A 19,803-nucleotide genomic window follows, 5' to 3' on the forward strand; every position below is an offset into this window, starting at 1 on the left:
GGTCTGCGCAAAATGGGGAGGATCCGTCCGGGAATGGCGTGCATCGCCGGATCGGCATGAGTACCGGAACGATCAGAGCAGCCGGAGCTGCTCCCCGGACGGCTGCTGCGGGCCCGTGGCCTCCTGCGCCGACCGGGTGTGCCCGCGCACGGTGGTGGCGGCACCGGTGAGCCCGTGGCGGCGCAGCAACGGCGCCACGCGCTCGCCGAGCGCCCGCCGGTACTCCGGATCGACGTAGGCGCCGCGGCGGTACAGCCGGGCATAGGGCTCGACCAGCCTGGGGTACTCGCGCGCGAGCCAGGCCAGGAACCACTCCCGGGTGCCGGGCCGCAGGTGCAGCGCCAGCACGCTCGCACCGGTGGCCCCTGCCCGCTTCACCTGCGCGAGCAGGGCGTCGAGGGCCTCGGTGGAGTCGGTGAGCAGCGGGAGCACGGGCGCCACCATCACCCCGCAGGACAGGCCGGCGTCGGTGATCCGCCGGACCAGGTCGAGCCGCGCGGCGGGCGACGGTGTGCCCGGCTCGAGCCGCCGCTGCAGTGACGGGTCGACCAGCGCGACCGAGACACCGAGACCCACCGGGACGTCGGCCCCTGCCGCCACCAGCTCCGGCAGATCGCGGGTGAGGACGGTGCCCTTCGTGAGCAGCGAGAACGGGGTGCCGGACCGGGCCAGCGCCCCGATCACCCCGGGCATCAGCCGGTAGCGGCCCTCGGCCCGCTGGTACGGGTCAGTGTTGGTGCCCATCGCGACCGGTTCCCGCTCCCACTTGGCCGAGCGCAGCTCCCGCTCGAGCACCCGCGCCACGTTGACCTTGACCACGATCTGGCTGTCGAAGTCGGCCCCCGCATCGAGGTCGAGGTAGGTGTGGGTGTTGCGGGCGAAGCAGTTGTGGCTGACCACGCCGTCGGCCACGAAGTCGCCCGTGCCCGTGGTGATGTCGTACATCGGCATCTCGACGCCGAGCGGCTGCACCGACTCCACCGTGAGCGCGCTGCCGCCGGTGACGGGGGCGCCGCCCACGTCCCGATGCCGGCTCACCGCGTGATCGGCCACCTGCAGCAGCCGCAGCAGCGCCGCGGGCCCGCCCAGCAGCCGGACCGCGCCCGGCTCGGCACCCGCGCCGCGATCGGCCTCCACCTCGAACCGGAAGCCGAGGCGGCGCAGCGCGGCCGCCGTCCGCCGGGCGGTGCCGCCGTCGGCGGGACGGATCCACAGCTCCCCGCGCACCACCGAGCCGCGCGCGTCGACGGTGCCGGCGAGGAACCCCGCGCACCAGTCGTCGCCTGCGCGCTGCGGCCACCGCACCACGTCGGTGATCGGCGCGATCCCGCCACGGGGCACCGGAGCGGGGATCCGCCCCGGCTCCCCGGCACCGACCGGGACCGCCACCGTCGACGGCAGCTCCACGACGTGCTGGGCCGCCTCGGCGAGGAAGTGGTGGGCGCGGCCGAGCGCCTCGAGCTCCACGTGCTCGGACGGGAAGCGCCACTCCCCGTCGGCCTCGACGCCGTCGCCCCGCACGAGGCCGCACAGGTAGCCCTGCCGGTACGCCGCGGTGTGGGGGCGACGCTCCCGCCCGGTCGTGGCATCGAACGGCCCGGGGCCGAGAAGCGCGCTCCCCGGCCGCAGCCGCGGCCGCCGCCCGGAGCGGCACCATCCTCCGCTCACGTGGCGCCAGCCCTGCTCGGTGAGGAACCGGTGCTCGCCGCTCGCCACCAGCTCGGTGCCGCCCGCGAGCCGCACCCGGTGGGCGGGCTTGGTGGTGGACCAGTGCGCCAGCACCGTGGTGCGGACGTAGCGCCGGTGTCCGTCGACCAGCTCGGTGCCCATCACGGAGTCGCCGACGCGCAGCTCGGAGATCGGACGGGTGCGCCCGTCCCCCAGCAGCACGCGGGTGGGGCCGGCCAGGCAGTACACGCAGGCATGGGAGCAGCCGCGGTACGGGTTGACCGTCCAGCGGAACGGTACGGGCGAGGCGCCCGGCACGCGGTTGAGCACCGATCGGGCCTCCACCTCGTGGAACACCACACCGGCGAACTCCGGGGTGCGCACCGACCGGAGGAACCCACGCATGCCGGGCAGCGCCGCCTCCGCCCCGACACCGTCATCGAGCACCTGCTGTCCGCTCCACCGCATGGGCACAGTCGAACACATGTTCGATACCCGGGGCAAGTGACTGTCGGGGCGATGGTCCACGCTGCCCCCATGACGGTGACCCTGGTGGTGATGGGCGTATCGGGTGTGGGCAAGAGCTCGGTGGCCGCCGAGCTCGTCCGGCGCACGGGGTGGGAGTTCGTCGAGGGCGACGACCTGCACCCCGAGAGCAACCGCGCGAAGATGGCCAGCGGCATCCCGCTCGACGACGAGGACCGCTGGCCCTGGCTCCGCCGGGTGGCCGCCTGGATCGGGGAACAGGAGGCGGCGGGCCGCAGCGCGGTGGTCACGTGCTCGGCGCTCAAGCGCTCCTACCGCGCCCTGCTGCTCGACGGTCATCCGTCCGTGCGGTTCGTCCACCTGCTCGCGCCGCCGGAGCTGATCGCGTCCCGGGTCACGGCTCGCACCGACCACTACATGCCGCCGTCCCTGCTGGACAGCCAGCTCGCCACCCTCGAACCGCTCCTGCCCGACGAGCCGGGCATCCGCGTCGACACCACCGGCGATGCCGCCACCGTCGCCGAGCGGGCTCTGGAGCAACTGGGCGACCACTCACCCGAGGACGCCCCCGGTGATCATTCCCGCTGATCGGCCCCGGACGGGTGGCGCCCGTCCGGCGGACGTGCCCGCGTCGGCGTGCACCGCGTTGACGGGATGTGCCCGTGTCACCTGAACCACCCGGGATCCCGCGCGGCCCCGAGCAGCACGCGCCCGGAGCACACGACCCCCGGCGCCACCGGCACGGCCGGTCCGCCGGCCACCCGGACGACCACGGCGACGAGGCGGCGGCCGAGGCCCCCACCCTGCCCACCGGGTGGTCGCCGGTCGGCGCCGACACCGGCGACCAGCTCGTGGCCACCCGCACCACGACGGGGCGCCGCAGGCGCGCCGACCGGGGTGCGGAGCCCACCGGCCCCGGCACCGGCCGGCACGCCGTGGTGGCGCCGTCCTCCGCGGCGCCCCCGGGCCCGGTCGCCGGGCACGGACACGGACACGGGCACTCCCCCGCGCCGCCTGCGGGGCGGCGGGTGCGCCTGCTCATCGCCGCGCTGCTCGTCCCGTGCGCGCTGGCCACGCTCGTCGGCGTCGTGCTGCTGTGGCCCTCCGGTGGTCCGCCCAGCACGGCGCAGCCCGTCAGCCAGCAACCGGTGCGGGCCGAGGTCACCACCGCGAGCGCGGCCGACTGCAGCCAGGGCTCCGGCGACGGCGGGTGCGTCGCGCTCGTCGTCCGGATGGCCGACGGGCCCATGCCGGGCCGCGACCTCGTGCAGGTGGTGCCCGTCGAACCCGGGTCGCCCACCTTCGCCGTCGGCGACCGGGTGGTGCTGAGCTGGTCCGGGGCCGACCCGAACGACCCCGGCTCGTACCAGGTGGTCGACTTCCAGCGCGGCGCACCGCTGGGCTGGCTCGCCGCCGTCTTCGCCGGTGCCGTGCTCGTGCTCGGGCGCTGGCGGGGCCTCGCCGCCCTCGCGGCGCTGGCGCTGAGCTTCGTGGTGCTGCTGATGTTCGTGCTCCCCGCGATCCTGGACGGGCACAACCCGCTCGCCGTCGCCGTCGTCGGTTCCTGCCTGATCATGTTCGTGGTGCTCTACCTGACCCACGGGCCTTCGGCGCGCACGTCCACCGCGGTCCTCGGCACGCTGCTGTCGCTGGCCCTGATCGGCGCACTCGGCGCCGCGTTCTCGGCGGCCGCCCGGCTCACCGGCCTCGACGACCAGACGAGCAACCTGATCGCCACCCTGGGCACCGGCGTCGACGCCCGCGGCCTGCTGCTGGCCGGCGTGGTGATCGGGGCGCTCGGCGTGCTCGACGACGTCACCGTCACCCAGACCAGCGCGGTGTGGGAGCTGCGCCGGGCCAACCCCGGGCTCGGCGCGGCGGGCCTCTTCGCGGCGGCGATGCGGATCGGGCGCGACCACGTGTCGTCGGCCGTCAACACGCTGGTGCTGGCCTACGCGGGAGCCTCGCTGCCGCTGCTGCTGCTGTTCACGCTGTCCGGCCGCGGGCTCTCCGACGTGGTCACCACGCAGGACGTGGCCACCGAGGTGGTGCGCACGCTGGTGGGCAGCATCGGCCTGGTGGCCTCCGTGCCGATCACCACGGCGCTCGCCGCCCTGGTGGCCAGCCGGGAGGCTCTGGTCGACGAGTGAGCCTCACGGGCGCCGCGCCAGCAGGCTCGCCTCGCCGTCGCGTTCGGTGTGGGCCAGCGGGGTCAGGCCGCCGAACGCCGCGGGCAGCTCCCCGGGCGCCGCGCGGAACCGCCCGCCCTCGTCCCCGACCACCGACAGCACCGTCACCACGAGCAGGCCGCCGGGCGCGAGGCAGCGCGCGAGCACCGGGTACAGGGCGGGGTCGCGGAACCGCTGGCACACCACCACGTCGTAGGGCCCGGCGCAGCCACCGGGCAGGCCGTCGTCGAGGTCGTGGGCCCACCAGCGCACCCGGTCACCGGCCCCGCGGTCGGCCGCGAGCGCGGCGCCGAGCGCCAGCGCGGAGTCCGAGACGTCCACCGCGTCGACGTCGAAGCCCCGCTCGGCGAGCCACACGGCCACCGCGCCCCGCCCGCAGGCCACGTCGAGCGCGCGCCCGGCGGCCGGGAGCAGGTGCTCGCGGCCGCGCAGCGCGTCCGGGGGCGTCGCCACGGTGGGGGCACCGGCCGCGGAGACCGCGGCGTGCCGGGCGTCCCAGCGCTCGCGATCCTCCGATGCCATGACAAGGAGCGTAGGGGGCTGCTGCCCGGCGATCGTCAGCGCAGCCGGGCGAGCAGCTCCTCGGTCACGCCTGCCAGGTCGACGTCCTGCTGGTCCCCCGACACCAGGTCCTTGAGACCCACGGTGCCGGCCTCGAGGTCCCGCTCGCCGAGCACCAGGGCGAAGCGGGCCCCGGAGCGGTCGGCGGCCTTCATCGCGCCCTTGAGCCCGCGGCCGCCGTAGGCGAGGTCGACCCGCACCCCCGCCCTGCGCAGCTCCCCGGCCAGCACGACGAGGCGTCGCTTCGCCGCCTCGCCCAGCGGCACGCCGAACACCTCGCAGCGCGCCTCGGACCACGGCGCGACCCCCTCGGCGCGGCAGGCCAGCAGCGTGCGGTCCACGCCGATGCCGTAGCCGACGCCGGACAGCGGCTGCCCGCCGAGCGTGGCCATCAGCCCGTCGTAGCGACCGCCGCCGCCGATCCCGGACTGCGCCCCGAGCCCGTCGTGCACGAACTCGAAGGTCGTCTTCGTGTAGTAGTCCAGGCCCCGCACCATCCGCGGGTTCTCCACGTAGGCCACACCGAGGTCGTCGAGGTGCTGCTTCACCGCGGCGTGGTGCTCGGCGGAGACGGCGGAGAGGTGGTCGACCAGCAGCGGGGCGTCGGCCAGCAGCGCACGCACCTCGGGGCGCTTGTCGTCGAGCACCCGCAGCGGGTTGATCGCCGCCCGGTTGCGGGTGGCCTCGTCGAGCGGGAGCCCGGCCAGGAACTCCTGCAGCAGCGCCCGGTACGCGGGACGGGACTCGGCGTCGCCGAGCGAGGTGATCTCCAGGCGGTAGCCGGTGAGCCCGAGCGCGCGGAACCCCTCGTCGGCGATCGCGATGACCTCGGCGTCGAGCGCCGGGTCGTCGACGCCGATCGCCTCGACCCCCACCTGCTGCAGCTGGCGGTAGCGCCCGGCCTGCGGACGCTCGTACCGGAAGAACGGGCCCGCGTAGCGCAGCTTCACCGGCAGACCGGCCCGGTCGAGCCCGTGCTCGATCACCGACCGGACGACGCCTGCCGTGCCCTCCGGGCGCAGCGTCACCGACCGCTCCCCGCGGTCGGTGAACGTGTACATCTCCTTGCTCACCACGTCGGTGGACTCACCGACGCCGCGTGCGTAGAGCCCGGTCTCCTCGAAGACCGGCAGCTCGATGAGCCCGTACCCCGCGCGGTCGGCCGCCCCGACCAGCGTGGCGCGGACGTGCTCGAACCCCGCCGAGTCCGGCGGCACGTACTCCGGGATGCCCTTGGGGGCGGCGAACGCCGTGGCGCGCCGCTCCTCCATCCCGGCCCGCTCCCCGCTCGCGCTCGGCGCGGTCACAGCCCGCGTCCCGTGGTGGGCAGGTCGAGCCCCTGCAGGAACGGGTTCGACGCGCGCTCGCGCCCCACCGTGGTGGTGGGCCCGTGCCCGGGCAGGACGACGGCGGAGTCGTCGCGGGTGAGCAGCTTGTCGCGCAGGCTCGCCATCATCTGGGCGTGGTCCCCGCCGGGGAGGTCGGTGCGCCCGATCGACCCCGCGAAGAGCGTGTCGCCCGCGAGGATCACCTCCACGCCCTCCTCGGTGGGAGTCGTGAAGACCACCGAGCCGCGGGTGTGCCCGGGGGTGTGGTCGACGCGCAACGTGAGCCCGGCGAGCTCGAGTGCCGCGCCGTCGGTGAGCTGACGCACCTCGCGGGGCTCGCGGAGCTCCAGCCGGCCGCCGAAGAGCGCCACGGCGTCGGCCGAGATGCCCTTCATCGGGTCGGCCAGCATCTCGCGGTCCTCCGGGTGGATCCAGGCCGGGACGTCGTGGCCGTCGCAGACGGGCGCCACGCTGAACGTGTGGTCGAAGTGGCCGTGGGTGAGCAGCACCGCCACCGGCGTGAGCCGGTGCTCGGCGAGCAGCTCCTCGAGAGGCTCGACGGCGTCCTGGCCGGGGTCGACCACCACGCACGCCTCGCCCGCAGCCGCTGCCACGACATAGCAGTTGGTCTGGAAGGAACCGGCGGGAAACCCTGCGACGAGCACACCACCACACTAGGACGTGCCCCGTAGCGCGGGCCCAGCGGTTTAACCCCGCACGACGGGGACACCCCGGGCCGTGGACATCGGAGAGAAGCGCCCGCGGGATACGACGACGGACGGCGCGGTCGTCAGGATGGGCCAGTACGCCCCGAAAGGTGGCGGGATGCTGCTGCGCGCGGCGGGCAGCGGGGTGCTGGCGGGCCTGGCCGGGGTCGCGGTGATGACGGTCGCCGAGAAGGTGGAGCAGGCCGTCACCCACCGCCCGGACAGCCAGGTCCCGGGCCGGGCCGCGGAACGGCTCCTCGGGCTGCCGCCCACCGGGGAGGCGGGTCTGGAACGGCGGAACCTGGCGATGCACATCGGCATGGCGGCCGGGGTCGGCGCGCTGCGCGGGGTGATGGCGTTCGCCGGTCTCCGCGGGCCGTGGGCCTCGTCGATGTTCACCGTGATCCGCCTGACCGCCGACCAGATCGTCGAGAACTGGACGGGTGTCGGCGCCCCGCCGTGGACGTGGCCGCGCGACGAGCTCGCCGTCGACGTGGGCGGCAAGACCGTGTACGCCTTCGTCACCGGGGCCGTGGCCGACCGGTTGGCCGCGGCGGCAGGCGTCTCCCCCGGCCTGCAGCACGCCCGTCTCGCCGGCGGCAGGCGCACGCGGGACGTGGGCCCGGTCCCGGGCGGGCGGATGTACCCCCGGCCCGCCTGACCGGCACCACCCGCACGCGCCCGCGACCTCTCCGGGACCTCACAGGATGACTCGTTATCCTGCGGCCCGAGCAGCGAGGACGAGGAGTACCGGGTGGCGACCAACCAGATGCGGCGCGATGCGGCGAAGCGCAAGCTGGCGAACCAGCAGCAGCGGCGGATCGAACGGGCCAAGCGCCGGCAGCGGATCGCCATCATCACCTCCGCCGCCGTGGTCGTGGTGGTCGTCGTGGGGGTCGTCCTGCTCTCCACGCTGGGCGGCCGGGGCGCCGCACCGGCGGACCAGGCCGCCGCGCCGTCGTCGGCGCCTGCCGCCCCGGCCGCGCTGGGCCACTGCACGTTCACGCCCACGCCGAACGACCCCGCGTCGAAGCCCGCGCCCGTGCCGACCGTCGCGGACGCGAGCACCAGCGGCACCGTGCCGGTCGCGATGCAGACCGACAAGGGCGCGATCCCGCTGACGCTGGACCGCGCGACGGGCCCGTGCGCCGTGGAGAACTTCCTGAGCCTGGCCAAGGCCGGCTTCTACAACAACACGCCGTGTCACCGGCTCACCACCACGGACGGCCTGAAGGTCCTGCAGTGCGGCGACCCCACCGGCTCCGGTTCGGGCGGCCCCGGCTACACGATCAACGACGAGCCCCCCACCGGGCTGGCGCCCGCCGCGAACGGCTCCGTCGTGTACCCGCGGGGCACCGTGGCGATGGCGAAGACCTCCGCGCCCAACTCGGGCGGCAGCCAGTTCTTCCTCGTGTACGCCGACTCCACCCTCCCGCCCGACTACACGGTCTTCGGCACCATCGGGGCCCCCGGGCTGGCCACGCTCGACGAGATCGCCAAGGCCGGGTCGGACAACTCGAACGGCACCGGTGACGGCAAGCCCGTCACCCCCGTCACGATCCAGACCGTCACCGTCGGCTGAGCCGGGCGAGGGTGATCGGGGGAGGCCGCGCGTCGGTCGTCATGCTGCTGGCGGCCGCGGCCGTGCTGGTGGCCTGCTCCCCCGCCCCGCCCGCGGTGACCCCGCCGCTCGGTGAGCACGTCCGGATCGCGCAGGGTGAGCTCGCCGGGAGCAGCGACTCCGGGATGCTGCGCTTCCAGGGCATCCCCTATGCGGCGCCCCCGGTCGGGCCGTTGCGCTGGCAACCACCGCAGCCGGCAGCCGGCTGGAGCGGCACCCGCAGCGCGGCGCGGCCCGGCAACCGGTGCGCGCAGGTCGGCGCGGGGACCGACGTCCCCCACGGCACGCCGGGCAGCACGAGCGAGGACTGCCTCACGCTCAACGTGACGGTGCCGGTGGGGACGACACCGACGTCGCGGCTGCCGGTACTCTTCTGGATTCACGGCGGCGGCTTCAACGCGGGAGCGGGATCCGACGTCGACCCGCGGCGGCTCGCCGCGGCGGGACCGCTCGTGGTCGTCACGATCAACTACCGGCTCGGGATCTTCGGCTTCTTCGGCCTGCACGGCCTGCCCGGGTCCGGGTCGTTCGCGCTGCTGGACCAGCAGGCGGCGATGCACTGGGTGCGGCGCAACATCGCGGCGTTCGGCGGCGACCCGGGATCGGTCACCCTGGCCGGTGAGTCGGCGGGCGCCGACAGCGTCTGCGCGCAGCTCAGCTCACCCGGCGCGGTGGGCCTCTACCAGCGCGCCATCCTGCAGAGCGGCGGGTGCAGCACCGCGAACATCGTGGACGTCATCCGGCCCGGAGCCGGGCCCGGCGGCGACACGTGGAAACCGCTCCCGCTGGTGGAGGCGGCAGGCGCCGGCGTCGCGACCGCGCTGGGCTGCCCCGACCCCGCCAGGACGCCGGTCGCCGCGCTCGCCTGCATGCGCGCCCTGCCCACCGAGCGGCTCGTGGACGGGGCGGGCGTCTACTGGAGCCCGGCGACCGGCACCGCCACCCTCCCCCGGCGGCCGTCGGACATCGTGGTCGACGGCGACCTCCGCCCGACACCGCTGCTCGCCGGCACCACGCGCGACGAGGGCACGCTGTTCACCGCCGCGTTCTTCGACCGCGGCGGCGGCCCGCTCACCGAAGCCGGCTTCCGCACCCTCCTCGGGGCGGCCGCGGGATCGCGTAGCGCGGTGGCCACCCGCAGCTACCCGCTCGGCGGCGGCCGGTCCCCGGGCCGGGTGTGGTCCGACGTGGTGACCGACCGCGGCTACGCCTGCACCGCCCTCGCCACCCACCGGCTGCTGGGCGCTCGCGCCCCGCTGTACGCGTACGAGTTCGCCGACCCCACGGCACCCTCGCCGTTCGCGGCGCTGCCTCCCCACCTCGCCACCGGCGTCACGCACGGGGCGGAGATGCCCTACCTGTTCGACCTCGTGCCCGGCCAGCCCCCGCTCGCTGCCGACCAGCAGGTGCTGGCCACCGAGATGGTGGGGGCGTGGGCCCGGTTCGCGGCCACCGGCAACCCCAACGGCGGCAGCGGCCCGGTCTGGCCGCACTGGGCCGGCGACGGCTCGATACTGACGATCACGGGCCCCGGCCGGGGCACCGTCGCGCGGCCCGCCGCCGAGTTCGCCGCCGAGCACCGGTGCAGCCTGTGGGACCTGGGCTGAGCCCGGGGGTCAGCTCGCCGACGTCACCCGGTACACGTCGTAGACGCCTTCGACGTTGCGCACCGCACGCAGCACGTGGCCGAGGTGCTTCGGGTCGCCCATCTCGAAGCTGAAGCGCGACACCGCGACCCGGTCGCGGGAGGTCTGCACCGTGGCCGACAGGATGTTGACCTTCTCGTCGGCCAGCACCTTGGTGATGTCCGACAGCAGCCGGTGCCGGTCGAGCGCCTCCACCTGGATCGCCACGAGGAACACCGACCCCGGGGACACCGACCAGGCCACCTCGACGAGCCGCTCCGAGCGGTTCTGCAGGTCGGAGGCGTTGGTGCAGTCGGTGCGGTGCACCGAGATGCCACCGCCGCGGGTGACGAACCCGAGGATCTCGTCGCCGGGCACGGGCGTGCAGCAGCGCGCGAGCTTGGTGTACAGGTCGGCGAGATCCGCACCTTCCCCGCGGACCACCACCCCCGCGTCGCCTCCGGCCCGGCGCAACCGCACCGTGGACGGCGTGGCGCGCTCGGCGAGGTCCTCCTCGGCCTGCTCGACCCCGCCCAGCAGGGCGACCAGGCGCTGGACGACGTGGCGGGCGCTCGCGTGGCCCTCACCGACGGCGGCGTAGAGGCCCGACAGGTCCGGGAAGTGCAGCTCCCGCGACAGCGCGGCCATCGCGTCGGCGGAGACGAGCCGCTGCAGCGGCATCGACGTGCGCCGCGCCTCCCGGGCGATCGCCTCCTTGCCCGCCTCGATCGCCTCCTCGCGGCGCTCCTTGGCGAACCACTGCTTGATCTTGGTCTTCGCCCGCGGGGACGCCACGAAGGCGAGCCAGTCGCGACTCGGGCCCGCACCCTCGGCCTTCGACGTGAAGATCTCGACGACGTCGCCCGACTCGAGCTTGCGCTCCAGCGCGACGAGCCTGCCGTTGACCCGCGACCCGATGCACCGGTTGCCCACCTCGGTGTGCACCGCGTAGGCCAGGTCGACCGGGGTGGACCCGGTGGTCAGCGTGATCACGTCACCCTTGGGGGTGAAGACGAAGATCTCCTTCGACGCGAGGTCGAAGCGCAGTGACTCCAGGAAGTCGCCCGGGTCGGCCGCCTCGCGCTGCCAGTCGAGCAGCTGCCGCATCCAGGACATCTCGTCGACCTCGACGGTGGCCGTGGACCAGTTCGCGCCGTTCTGGTTGCGCGGGGTCTCCTTGTAGCGCCAGTGTGCCGCGATCCCGTACTCCGCGGTGCGGTGCATGTCGTGGGTGCGGATCTGCACCTCGAGCGGCTTGCCGTCCGGGCCGATCACGGTGGTGTGCAGCGACTGGTAGACCCCGAACCGGGGCTGGGCGATGTAGTCCTTGAACCGGCCGGGCATCGGCTGCCACAGCGCGTGGACCATGCCCATCGCGGCGTAGCAGTCGCGCACCTCGTCGACCAGGACCCGCACCCCCACGAGGTCGTGGATGTCGTCGAAGTCGCGGCCCTTGACGATCATCTTGCGGTAGATCGAGTAGTAGTGCTTCGGCCTGCCCTCGACCGTGGCCGCGATGCGCGCCGCGTCGAGCTGCTGCATGACCTCGTCGATGACCTGCTTGAGGTAGGTGTCGCGCGACGGGGCCCTCGTCGCGACCAGCCGGACGATCTCGGAGTACTTCTTCGGGTGCAGGATCGCGAAGGACAGGTCCTCGAGCTCCCACTTGACCGTGGCCATCCCGAGTCGGTGGGCCAGCGGCGCGAGCACCTCGAGGGTCTCCCGGGCCTTCTTCGCCTGCTTCTCCGGCGGCAGGAACCGCATCGTGCGCATGTTGTGCAGCCGGTCGGACAGCTTGATCACGAGCACCCGGGGGTCGCGGGCCATCGCGACGACCATCTTCCGGATCGTCTCCGCCTCGGCGGCGGATCCCAGCTCGACCTTGTCGAGCTTGGTGACACCGTCGACGAGGTGGGCCACCTCCTCACCGAAGTCGGCGCGCAGCCGGTCGAGCGAGTAGTCGGTGTCCTCCACCGTGTCGTGCAGCAGCGCCGCCACCAGCGTGGTGGTGTCCATGCCCAGCTCGGCCAGGATCGTGGAGACGGCCAGCGGGTGGGTGATGTACGGGTCGCCGGACTTGCGCTTCTGACCCTCGTGCTTCGCCTCGGCCACGTCGTAGGCTCGCTGCAGCAGGGCCAGGTCGGCCTTCGGGTGCAGGGCGCGGTGCACGCTGGCGAGCGGCTCGAGAACGGGAGCGACCACGGCCACGCGCTGCGGGGTCATCCGGCGGGCGATCCGGGCCCGCACCCGCCGCGTTGCCGAGGGCTTGGACGTGGTCGCCACCGGGCTCTCCGGCCCGGGGACCGGCGGCGCTACCGGTTGCACGTCCGTCATGCGTTCTCGCGCTCCACCCGATGGAGGATAGTCCCGCCTCGACCCGGTGGCAGCAGCGCCCGAGTCAGGGGCGCCACCCGGACCTCGGAATCAGACCCGGAGCAGGGCGTGCACCGGGATCGGCGCGAGCCGCTCCCGGCCTCCCAACGCCGCCAGCTCCAGCAACACGGCGAACCCGGTGACATCGGCACCGGCGTCGGACAGCAGCGCATACGCCGCCGCTGCCGTGCCCCCGGTGGCCAGCACGTCGTCGACGATGAACACCTTCGACCCGGGGGCGACGGTGTCGGCGGGCAGCTCCAGGGTGGCGGTGCCGTACTCGAGGTCGTAGGTCTGCGAGCCCGCCACCCGGGGCAGCTTGCCCGCCTTGCGGACGGGCACGACACCGGTACCTGCGACGACGGCGACCGCCGCACCGAGCAGGAACCCGCGCGCCTCCACCCCCGCCACGATCTCGGCGTCGCCCACGAGCGACGCCAGCTCGGTGACGACCGCCGCGAACGCCTCCGCGTCGGCGAGGACGGGGGTGATGTCGCGGAACAGCACGCCCGGCGACGGGTAGTCCGGCACGTCCCGCACGAGCGCGGCCACCCGGGCGAGGTCGGCCTCGGCCTCCGCGTCGGCGATGGCCACGACATCCGGGACGACGTCAGGGCCCGGGTTCATCCCCGCCTCTTGCCGGTGGGACGCGACGCCTTGCCGGTGGGCCGGGCGGTGCGGGCGGCGCCACGACGGTCGCCCGCCTTGCCGGGCCGCGACGGCGTGCTCGCTGCGGCCGCCATCGCGCGTTCCCTGCGCAGCTCGGTGGCGAGCACCCCGTCGTCGGTCAGGTCGGGGTCGCCGTCGGAGTCGTCCGCGCCGGGGGCGCCGGCGAGTGCTCCCGCTGGCCGGCGGCGGCGGGCCAGCACGCGCTCGGCCTGCTGCCGGAACCTCTTGTCGCGCATCTTCAGGTCCACCAGGAGCGGGGTGGCGAGCAGCAGCGACGAGAGGGCACCGGCGATGATGCCGACCATCTGCACGAGTGCGAGGTCGGCGAGCGTGCCGACCCCGAGCAGGCCGACGCCGACCACCATCAGCCCGACCACCGGCAGCACCGCGATCAGCGACGTGTTGATCGAGCGCATCAGGGTCTGGTTGAGCGCCAGGTTCGCGGCCTCCCCGTAGGTGCGCCGGGTGAGCCCCAGCAGGCCGCGGGTGTTCTCCTTGACCTTGTCGAACACCACGACGGTGTCGTAGAGGGAGAAGCCCAGGATCGTCAGCAGACCGATCACCGTGGCCGGGGTGACCTCGAACCCGACGATCGAGTAGACGCCCGCGGTGACGATGATGTCGTGCGCGAGTGCCACCAGCGCCGCGATCGCCATGGCCCGCTCGAAGTAGAGCGCCAGGAAGATCGTGACCAGCACGAGGAACACCGCCAGCGCGATGAGCGCCTGCCGGGTGATCTGGCCACCCCAGCTACCGCTGACGTCACTGTCGCTGATCGCCTGCAGGGACGGCGCGCCGGTGGGACCCAGGGGCTTGAACGCGTCGAACAGCGCCTGCTTCAGCGTCACCAGCTGGGTGGGGTCGAGCGGCTCCGAGCGGATGACGACCGAGGCGGCCTGGCCGGTGCCCACGGTCTGCACCGCGGCGGGGTCCATGCCGATGGCCCGTTCGTAGACCCCGCTCACCGCGGTGACGTCCGCCGGGGCGGACGTGCCTCCCGACGGGAACTGCAGCTGCGTGCCCCCGGTGAAGTCGATGCCGAGGTTGAAGCCCCGGAAGACGATCGACACGAGGCAGACGAGCACCAGCAGCCCGAACGCGATGTACCAGCTGCGCCTGCGGCCCACGAGGTCGAACGACCCCGTGCCGGTGTAGAGGCCGGAGAGGAAACCCTTCCGGGAAGGGGTGGTGGTCGCCATCTCTCAGGCTCCCTTCGATGCGCCGGCCGCCGTGGCGGCCCGCTTGCGGTCGGCACCGATCTTCGCCACCGCACCCAGGCCCGACAGCGCCGGGCTGCCGAACACCCGGGAGTTGGACGCGAGCGCGACCAGCGGATGCGTCACCAGGAAGACGACGACGAGGTCGAGCACGGTGGACAGGCCCAGGGTGAACGCGAAACCGCGCACCTGGCCGACGGCGAGCAGGTACAGCACGGCCGAGGCCAGGAAGCTGATCGCATCGGCGGACAGGATCGTGCGCCGAGCCCGCACCCAGCCCCGGGGGACCGCCGACCGGAAGGTCCGGCCCTCCCGCATCTCGTCCTTGAGCCGTTCGAAGAAGATCACGAACGAGTCGGCGGTGATGCCGATGGCCACGATGAAGCCGGCCACCCCCGCGAGGTCGAGCGTGAACCCGATCCACCGTCCGAGCAGCACCAGCACCCCGTAGACGATCACGCCGGACAGCGCCAGCGACAGGATCGTCAGCACCCCGAGGACGCGGTAGTAGAACAGGCAGTAGATGAACACCAGCAGCAGGCCGAGGCCGCCCGCGATCAGGCCGGCCTGCAGCGAGGCCAGCCCGAGCGTTGCCGAGACCGTCTGAGCCTCCGACGACTCGAACGACAGGGGCAGCGAGCCGTACCTCAGCGTGTTGGCGAGGTCCTGGGCGGACTTCTGGTTGAACTGCCCCGAGATCTCGGTGGGGCCGTAGATCGCGCTCTGGATCGTGGGGGCCGAGACGACCTCACCGTCGAGCACGAACGCGGCGCTCTTGCCGATGTTCTGGGAGGTGTACTGCCCCCAGATCGCGGCGCCCTCGCTCTTGAACGTGAGGCTGATGACCCAGCCGGCGCCCTGGGAGTTCTGCTGCGCCATCGCGTTGTCGATCTGGGTGCCCTCGAGGAAGCTCGGGCCGAGGACGTACTTCTCGGTGCCGTCCTGGCTGCAGGCGACCAGCGGGAGCTTGGGGTCGTCGTAGCCGCGCAGCGGGTCGTTGGCGCTGCAGTTGAGCGTGGTCAGCGCCATCTGCTGCACGGTGGGGTCGGTGCTCTGGCGGATCTGCCGGGCCGCGGCGATCGCCGCGGCGACCTGCGGGTCGGCCGGCGACGCCGGGGTGGCTGCCCCGGGGTCCGGGGGCGGCGGCGGGGCGGGCTGCCCCGGTGGGGCGGACTGGGCCGGCTGCGCGGGCTGCGACGGTGGCGGCGGAGGGGGCGTGGGGTTCTGCAGCGGTTCCGTGAAGGCCACCGGGGCCACCCCGCGCTCGACGGGAGCCGCCGGGTCGGCCGCACCCTGCGGCTGGTCGGCCGGGGCGGGCGCACCGGACGGCGGCGCGGGGGGAGGCGGCGCACCCGGGCTGGGCGTGGCGGCGGGGGCACCCGGGGCGGGGGCACCGGGCTGGCCGGCCGCGGGGCCCGGCGGCGCGGCCGGAGCCGACGGCACCGGCCCGCCGATGACCTCGCGGAACCGCAGCTGGGCGGTCTGGCCCAGCGAACGGGCCTGGTCACCCTCCTGGCCGGGCACCGTGATCGTCAGGTTGCTGCCGTCGAGCACCACCTCGGCGCCGCTGACGCCGAGGCCGTTGACCCGGTCCTCGATGATCTGCTGCGCCAGCAGGAGCTGGTCCCGGGGCGGCTCCGCGCCCGTCTCGGTGCGCGCCTGCAGGGTGACCCGCGTGCCGCCCTGCAGATCGATCCCTAGCTTGGGGGTGGCGCGACCGTCGCCGGTGAAGAACACCAGTGCGTAGAGCACGATGACGACACCGGCGAACGCCGCCAGGTAGCGCCAGGGACGGATCCGCCCCGGGGTGGTTGCCACTGCTGAATTCTCTTCCTGTCAGAAAACGCCCGCGTCAGTTGCGGGAGGTGCCGTTCGCGGAGTCGTCCTTCTCCAGCGACGGCGCCTTGTCCAGCGACGGCGCCTTGTCATCGGTGGCCGAAGGAGACGCCTCGCCCGATGTCACCACCGGGGCGGCGGGCGCGTCGATGACGCCCGGCTCGACCACGCCCGGCTCGACCACCGGGTTGACCTTCTCACGGACCGCGGCGCGCACCCACGTGGTGACGACACCGTCCGCGATCTCGAGGTCGACGGTGTCCTCGTAGGACGCGTCGACGACCGTGGCCCGGAGACCCGACGTGGTCATGACCACGTCACCGACCTCCAGCGCGGCCTGCAGCTTCTGGGTCTCCGCGAGCTGACGGCGCTGGCGCCGCCCGGACAGGAAGATCGGGATGAACAGCAGCAGGATGAGTAGTGGGAACAGCAGCGAGAGGTCCATGGTCTCCGTATCTCCGCACGTCGAGAGCCACCCGAGTCTGCCAGCCCCCGCTCAGAACAACGCGGGAGGGCCACCCTGGGTGACGTTCGGTGGCGGAGTGATGCCCAGATGGGCCCAGGCAGCCGCCGTGGCCACCCGGCCCCGCGGCGTGCGGGCCAGCATTCCGGCCCGCACCAGGTACGGCTCGCAGACCTCTTCGACGGTACCGGGTTCCTCGCCGACAGCGACAGCAAGCGTGGAAACACCCACGGGTCCGCCGCCGAACGAGCGCACCAACGCGCCCAGCACGGCCCGGTCCAGCCGGTCGAGGCCCAGCTCGTCGACGTCGTAGACGGCCAGTGCGTCCCGCGCCACCTTCCGGGTGACCGCGCCGTCGGCACGCACCTGCGCGAAGTCGCGCACGCGGCGCAGCAGCCGGTTGGCGATCCGGGGGGTGCCCCGGGACCGCGAGGCGATCTCCTCGGCGCCGTCGCGGCGCAGGTCGACGTCGAGGATGACGGCCGCGCGGCGCAGCACGAGCTCCAGCTCAGCGGGCTCGTAGAACTCCATGTGCGCGGTGAAGCCGAACCGGTCGCGCAGCGGCCCCGTGAGCGCACCCGACCGGGTGGTTGCTCCGACCAGCGTGAAGGGGGCGATCTCCAGTGGGATGGACGTGGCGCCCGGGCCCTTCCCCACCACCACGTCGACCCGGAAGTCCTCCATCGCGAGGTAGAGCATCTCCTCGGCCGGGCGGGCGATCCGGTGGATCTCGTCGATGAACAGCACGTCACCGGACTCGAGGTTGGACAGCATCGCGGCGAGGTCGCCCGCCCGTTCCAGCGCGGGCCCCGAGGTCAGCCGGATCGCGGCGCCCATCTCGGCCGCGACGATCAGCGCGAGGCTCGTCTTGCCCAGCCCCGGCGGCCCCGACAGCAGGATGTGGTCGGGCGGGTCGCCGCGGCGCCGCGCACCTTCCAGCACCAGCTCCAGCTGCTCGCGGACCCGGGGCTGCCCGATGAACTCGGTGAGGGTGCGCGGCCGCAGGGTGGCGTCGACCTCGAGGTCCTCCGGCTCGGGCCCGGGGGTCAAGGCGACGTCACTCACGACGCCACCCCCCGCACCCCGGCGCGACATGGACACATGTCGCTGTTGCGGGCACGCCCCGGACAGCCACAGGTGTCCATGTCGCGGGCCGGCTCATCGGGACCGGCCCAGGCGGGTCAGCGCGGCGCGCAGGAGCGCGCTCGCGTCGGTGTCGGCGCCGTCGCCTGCCAGCACCGCGTCCACGGCCTGCTCGGCGGGCTTCGCCGTGAACCCGAGGCCGACGAGGGCCTCCACGACCTGCTCACGGCGCGGGTTCGCGCCGTTCGCCGTGGTCGGGAGCATCGCCGGGGCGGCCGACGGTGCGTCGACCTTGTCCTTGAGCTCCAGCACCAGGCGCTCGGCTCCCTTGCGCCCGATGCCGGGCACGCGGGTGATCGTGGTCAGGTCACCGTCGCGCAGGGCGCGGCGCAGCACGTCGGGAGCGAGCACGGCCAGGGTGGCGAGCGCGATGCGGGGCCCGATGCCGCTGACCGTCTGCAGCAGCCCGAACAGTTCGCGTTCCTCGTCGTCGGCGAAGCCGAACAGGGTGAGCGAGTCCTCCCGCACCACGAGTGCCGTGGCGAGGCGGCTCGGCTGCCCGCGCCGCAGCCCGGCCAGCGTGGCGGGCGTGGCGTACACGGCCAGGCCGACGCCCCCGACCTCGACGACGGCGTGGTCGAGCCCGATCTCCAGCACCTCGCCGCGCACCGAGCTGATCACGACGCCTCCTCCGCGGCCGTCGCCGCCGTCTTCGCCCCGGCCGTCTTCGCCCCAGCCGCCTTCGCCCCGGCCGCCTTCGCCGCGGCCGCCAGCCGGGCCCGGTGGGCGCGCGCCAGCTCAGCCGACCGGGCCTGTGCCTGTGCCATCCGGTCCAGCATGGGCGCCCGCCAGCAGTGGCAGATCGCCAGGGCCAGCGCATCGGCGGCGTCGGCGGGCCGGGGCGCCGTCTCGAGCCCGAGCAGGCGCGTGACCATGGTGGTGACCTGCTGCTTGCCGGCCCGGCCCTCGCCGGTGACGGCGGCCTTCACCTCGCTGGGCGTGTGGAACGCGACGGGCAGCCCGGCCCGTGCCGCGAGCAGCGCCACCACCCCGCTGGCCTGCGCGGTACCCATCACGGTGCGGACGTTGTGCTGGCTGAACACCCGCTCGATCGCGACGACGTCGGGCCGGTGCCGCTCGATCCAGCGCTCGACCTCGGCCCCGACGGCCAGCAGCCGCTCGGCGACGGGCGCGTCGGCCGGGGTGGTGACGACGCCGACGTCCACACACCGCACGGTGCGCCCACCGGCACCGTCGACGACCCCGAGCCCGCACCGGGTCAGCCCCGGGTCGACGCCGAGCACCCGCACACCGTCTCCTCTCGCGCGAACAGCCGTTCGAGAGGGCAGGCTACCGGCGCGGTATCCGGCCCCGATGGGGGCGCGCCGTCAGCGGAGGCCGCCTTTCCGTAGCACGCTGTGCGGCGTCGGCCACCGCACGCCGCGCGCAGGCCACTCGTCGCCCCGAGGAGCGAGCATGTCCCCGACCGATCGTCTCGGCACCTACCTCAACGACCACGTGGGAGGGGCGAACGCGGGCGTGGAGATGGCCCGGCAGCTCGAGGAGGGCGTCCGCGGCGAGCCGGCAGCCGCCGGGCTCGGGCCGATCGCCGCCGACGTCGAGGAGGACCTGACGACGCTCCGCGGCCTGGTCGAGGCGCTCGGGGTCGGGAGCAACCCGGTGAAGCAGGCCGCGGGCTGGATCGCGGAGAAGGTGCACCGGATCGGGGTGGACGAGCGGGTGACCCACAGCCGCGAGCTGACGCTGCTGCTGCAGGCCGAGAGCCTCGCGCTCGGTGTGGAGGGCAAGCTCGCGCTCTGGCTGTCGCTGCTGGAGGTGGCCCCCGCGTACCCGCAGCTCGCCACCGTCGACCTGCCCGCGCTGGCCGATCGGGCGCGGGACCAGCGGCGCCGGTTGGAGACCGTGCGGCTCGGCGCCGCCCGCGCCGCCTTCGCCTCCGCCGACTGACCGGACGGG

General features: G+C 74.2%; 18 protein-coding genes. 6 read left to right on the forward strand and 12 right to left on the reverse strand.

The features are described 5' to 3' along the window. Positions 1-72: 72 nt before the first annotated feature. Positions 73-2,136 carry an intein-containing Rv2578c family radical SAM protein gene (locus ACQPZA_RS19790; protein WP_433272564.1) on the reverse strand — a complete coding sequence of 688 codons (2,064 nt, stop codon included), beginning with the start codon at positions 2,134-2,136 and terminating at the stop codon, positions 73-75. 69 nt (positions 2,137-2,205) lie between these two features. On the opposite strand from ACQPZA_RS19790, the gene ACQPZA_RS19795 reads away from it, so the two are divergent. Beyond that, positions 2,206-2,742, forward strand: coding sequence for a gluconokinase (locus ACQPZA_RS19795; protein WP_211174996.1), 537 nt, complete (start codon positions 2,206-2,208; stop codon positions 2,740-2,742). Positions 2,743-2,816: 74 nt separating this feature from the next. Beyond that, positions 2,817-4,304, forward strand: coding sequence for a YibE/F family protein (locus tag ACQPZA_RS19800; RefSeq protein ID WP_433272566.1), 1,488 nt, complete (start codon positions 2,817-2,819; stop codon positions 4,302-4,304). Positions 4,305-4,307: 3 nt separating this feature from the next. Here ACQPZA_RS19800 and ACQPZA_RS19805 read toward each other — a convergent pair whose 3' ends face one another. From ACQPZA_RS19805 to ACQPZA_RS19815, 3 genes are read right to left on the reverse strand one after another with little or no spacing between them, the layout of a single operon-like run. Continuing rightward, positions 4,308-4,865: a class I SAM-dependent methyltransferase gene (locus ACQPZA_RS19805; protein WP_433272568.1), complete on the reverse strand. Its 558-nt coding sequence runs from the start codon at positions 4,863-4,865 to the stop codon at positions 4,308-4,310. Positions 4,866-4,900: 35 nt separating this feature from the next. After that, positions 4,901-6,175 (reverse strand): histidine--tRNA ligase, encoded by a 1,275-nt coding sequence (gene hisS / locus ACQPZA_RS19810; protein WP_433282892.1) that lies wholly within the window; start codon positions 6,173-6,175, stop codon positions 4,901-4,903. Between the two features lie 32 nt (positions 6,176-6,207). After that, on the reverse strand, positions 6,208-6,897 hold the full coding sequence (locus ACQPZA_RS19815) for an MBL fold metallo-hydrolase (RefSeq protein ID WP_433272570.1): 690 nt from the start codon (positions 6,895-6,897) through the stop codon (positions 6,208-6,210). 160 nt (positions 6,898-7,057) lie between these two features. Between ACQPZA_RS19815 and ACQPZA_RS19820 the strand changes: the two genes are divergently transcribed. The 3 genes from ACQPZA_RS19820 to ACQPZA_RS19830 all read left to right on the forward strand — a co-directional run bounded on the left by ACQPZA_RS19820 (position 7,058) and on the right by ACQPZA_RS19830 (position 10,167). Next, positions 7,058-7,600 (forward strand): hypothetical protein, encoded by a 543-nt coding sequence (locus ACQPZA_RS19820; RefSeq protein WP_169399163.1) that lies wholly within the window; start codon positions 7,058-7,060, stop codon positions 7,598-7,600. A 93-nt stretch (positions 7,601-7,693) separates the two neighbouring features. Continuing rightward, positions 7,694-8,521, forward strand: coding sequence for a peptidylprolyl isomerase (locus ACQPZA_RS19825; protein WP_169399154.1), 828 nt, complete (start codon positions 7,694-7,696; stop codon positions 8,519-8,521). Positions 8,522-8,532: 11 nt separating this feature from the next. Next, on the forward strand, positions 8,533-10,167 hold the full coding sequence (locus tag ACQPZA_RS19830; protein ID WP_433272573.1) for a carboxylesterase/lipase family protein: 1,635 nt from the start codon (positions 8,533-8,535) through the stop codon (positions 10,165-10,167). Positions 10,168-10,176: 9 nt separating this feature from the next. Here ACQPZA_RS19830 and ACQPZA_RS19835 read toward each other — a convergent pair whose 3' ends face one another. From ACQPZA_RS19835 to ruvC, 8 genes are all read right to left on the reverse strand, one after another. After that, the gene (locus tag ACQPZA_RS19835) at positions 10,177-12,519 is read right to left on the reverse strand and encodes a RelA/SpoT family protein (RefSeq protein WP_169399152.1); all 2,343 of its coding nucleotides are present in this window, start codon (positions 12,517-12,519) and stop codon (positions 10,177-10,179) included. Positions 12,520-12,609: 90 nt separating this feature from the next. Then, positions 12,610-13,185, reverse strand: a complete 576-nt coding sequence (locus ACQPZA_RS19840; RefSeq protein WP_433272575.1) for an adenine phosphoribosyltransferase — start codon at positions 13,183-13,185, stop codon at positions 12,610-12,612. After that, positions 13,182-14,426 carry a protein translocase subunit SecF gene (secF, locus tag ACQPZA_RS19845; RefSeq protein WP_433272577.1) on the reverse strand — a complete coding sequence of 415 codons (1,245 nt, stop codon included), beginning with the start codon at positions 14,424-14,426 and terminating at the stop codon, positions 13,182-13,184. Before secF ends, ACQPZA_RS19840 begins: the two co-directional genes overlap by 4 nt. A gap of 3 nt (positions 14,427-14,429) precedes the next feature. Then, the gene (gene secD, locus ACQPZA_RS19850) at positions 14,430-16,262 is read right to left on the reverse strand and encodes a protein translocase subunit SecD (protein ID WP_433272579.1); all 1,833 of its coding nucleotides are present in this window, start codon (positions 16,260-16,262) and stop codon (positions 14,430-14,432) included. 34 nt (positions 16,263-16,296) lie between these two features. Further along, complete coding sequence (gene yajC, locus ACQPZA_RS19855; RefSeq protein ID WP_433272581.1) at positions 16,297-16,725, reverse strand: preprotein translocase subunit YajC; 429 nt, start codon at positions 16,723-16,725, stop codon at positions 16,297-16,299. Between the two features lie 51 nt (positions 16,726-16,776). Then, positions 16,777-17,838, reverse strand: coding sequence for a Holliday junction branch migration DNA helicase RuvB (gene ruvB, locus ACQPZA_RS19860; RefSeq protein ID WP_433272583.1), 1,062 nt, complete (start codon positions 17,836-17,838; stop codon positions 16,777-16,779). A gap of 63 nt (positions 17,839-17,901) precedes the next feature. Continuing rightward, complete coding sequence (ruvA, locus tag ACQPZA_RS19865; protein WP_433272585.1) at positions 17,902-18,507, reverse strand: Holliday junction branch migration protein RuvA; 606 nt, start codon at positions 18,505-18,507, stop codon at positions 17,902-17,904. After that, a complete protein-coding gene (ruvC, locus tag ACQPZA_RS19870; RefSeq protein ID WP_433272587.1) occupies positions 18,504-19,136 on the reverse strand; it encodes a crossover junction endodeoxyribonuclease RuvC in 633 nt (210 codons plus the stop codon). Before ruvC ends, ruvA begins: the two co-directional genes overlap by 4 nt. 166 nt (positions 19,137-19,302) lie before the next feature. On the opposite strand from ruvC, the gene ACQPZA_RS19875 reads away from it, so the two are divergent. After that, positions 19,303-19,794: a hypothetical protein gene (locus ACQPZA_RS19875; protein ID WP_433272589.1), complete on the forward strand. Its 492-nt coding sequence runs from the start codon at positions 19,303-19,305 to the stop codon at positions 19,792-19,794. The last annotated feature ends 9 nt before the right edge of the window (positions 19,795-19,803 follow it).

The organism is Pseudonocardia xinjiangensis, assembly GCF_050948425.1.
GTDB classification, from domain to species: domain Bacteria; phylum Actinomycetota; class Actinomycetes; order Mycobacteriales; family Pseudonocardiaceae; genus Pseudonocardia; species Pseudonocardia xinjiangensis.

Bases quoted from the DNA above. Each gene is read 5' to 3' on its own strand.
- hisS (WP_433282892.1), bottom strand. From the start codon at position 6,175: ATGGAGGAGCGGCGCGCCACGGCGTTCGCCGCCCCCAAGGGCATCCCG.
- ruvB (WP_433272583.1), bottom strand. From the start codon at position 17,838: ATGTCGCGCCGGGGTGCGGGGGGTGGCGTCGTGAGTGACGTCGCCTTG.
- ACQPZA_RS19835 (WP_169399152.1), bottom strand. From the start codon at position 12,519: ATGACGGACGTGCAACCGGTAGCGCCGCCGGTCCCCGGGCCGGAGAGC.
- ACQPZA_RS19820 (WP_169399163.1), top strand. From the start codon at position 7,058: ATGCTGCTGCGCGCGGCGGGCAGCGGGGTGCTGGCGGGCCTGGCCGGG.
- ACQPZA_RS19840 (WP_433272575.1), bottom strand. From the start codon at position 13,185: ATGAACCCGGGCCCTGACGTCGTCCCGGATGTCGTGGCCATCGCCGAC.
- ACQPZA_RS19795 (WP_211174996.1), top strand. From the start codon at position 2,206: ATGACGGTGACCCTGGTGGTGATGGGCGTATCGGGTGTGGGCAAGAGC.
- ACQPZA_RS19790 (WP_433272564.1), bottom strand. From the start codon at position 2,136: ATGCGGTGGAGCGGACAGCAGGTGCTCGATGACGGTGTCGGGGCGGAG.
- secF (WP_433272577.1), bottom strand. From the start codon at position 14,426: ATGGCGACCACCACCCCTTCCCGGAAGGGTTTCCTCTCCGGCCTCTAC.
- ACQPZA_RS19805 (WP_433272568.1), bottom strand. From the start codon at position 4,865: ATGGCATCGGAGGATCGCGAGCGCTGGGACGCCCGGCACGCCGCGGTC.
- ACQPZA_RS19875 (WP_433272589.1), top strand. From the start codon at position 19,303: ATGTCCCCGACCGATCGTCTCGGCACCTACCTCAACGACCACGTGGGA.
- yajC (WP_433272581.1), bottom strand. From the start codon at position 16,725: ATGGACCTCTCGCTGCTGTTCCCACTACTCATCCTGCTGCTGTTCATC.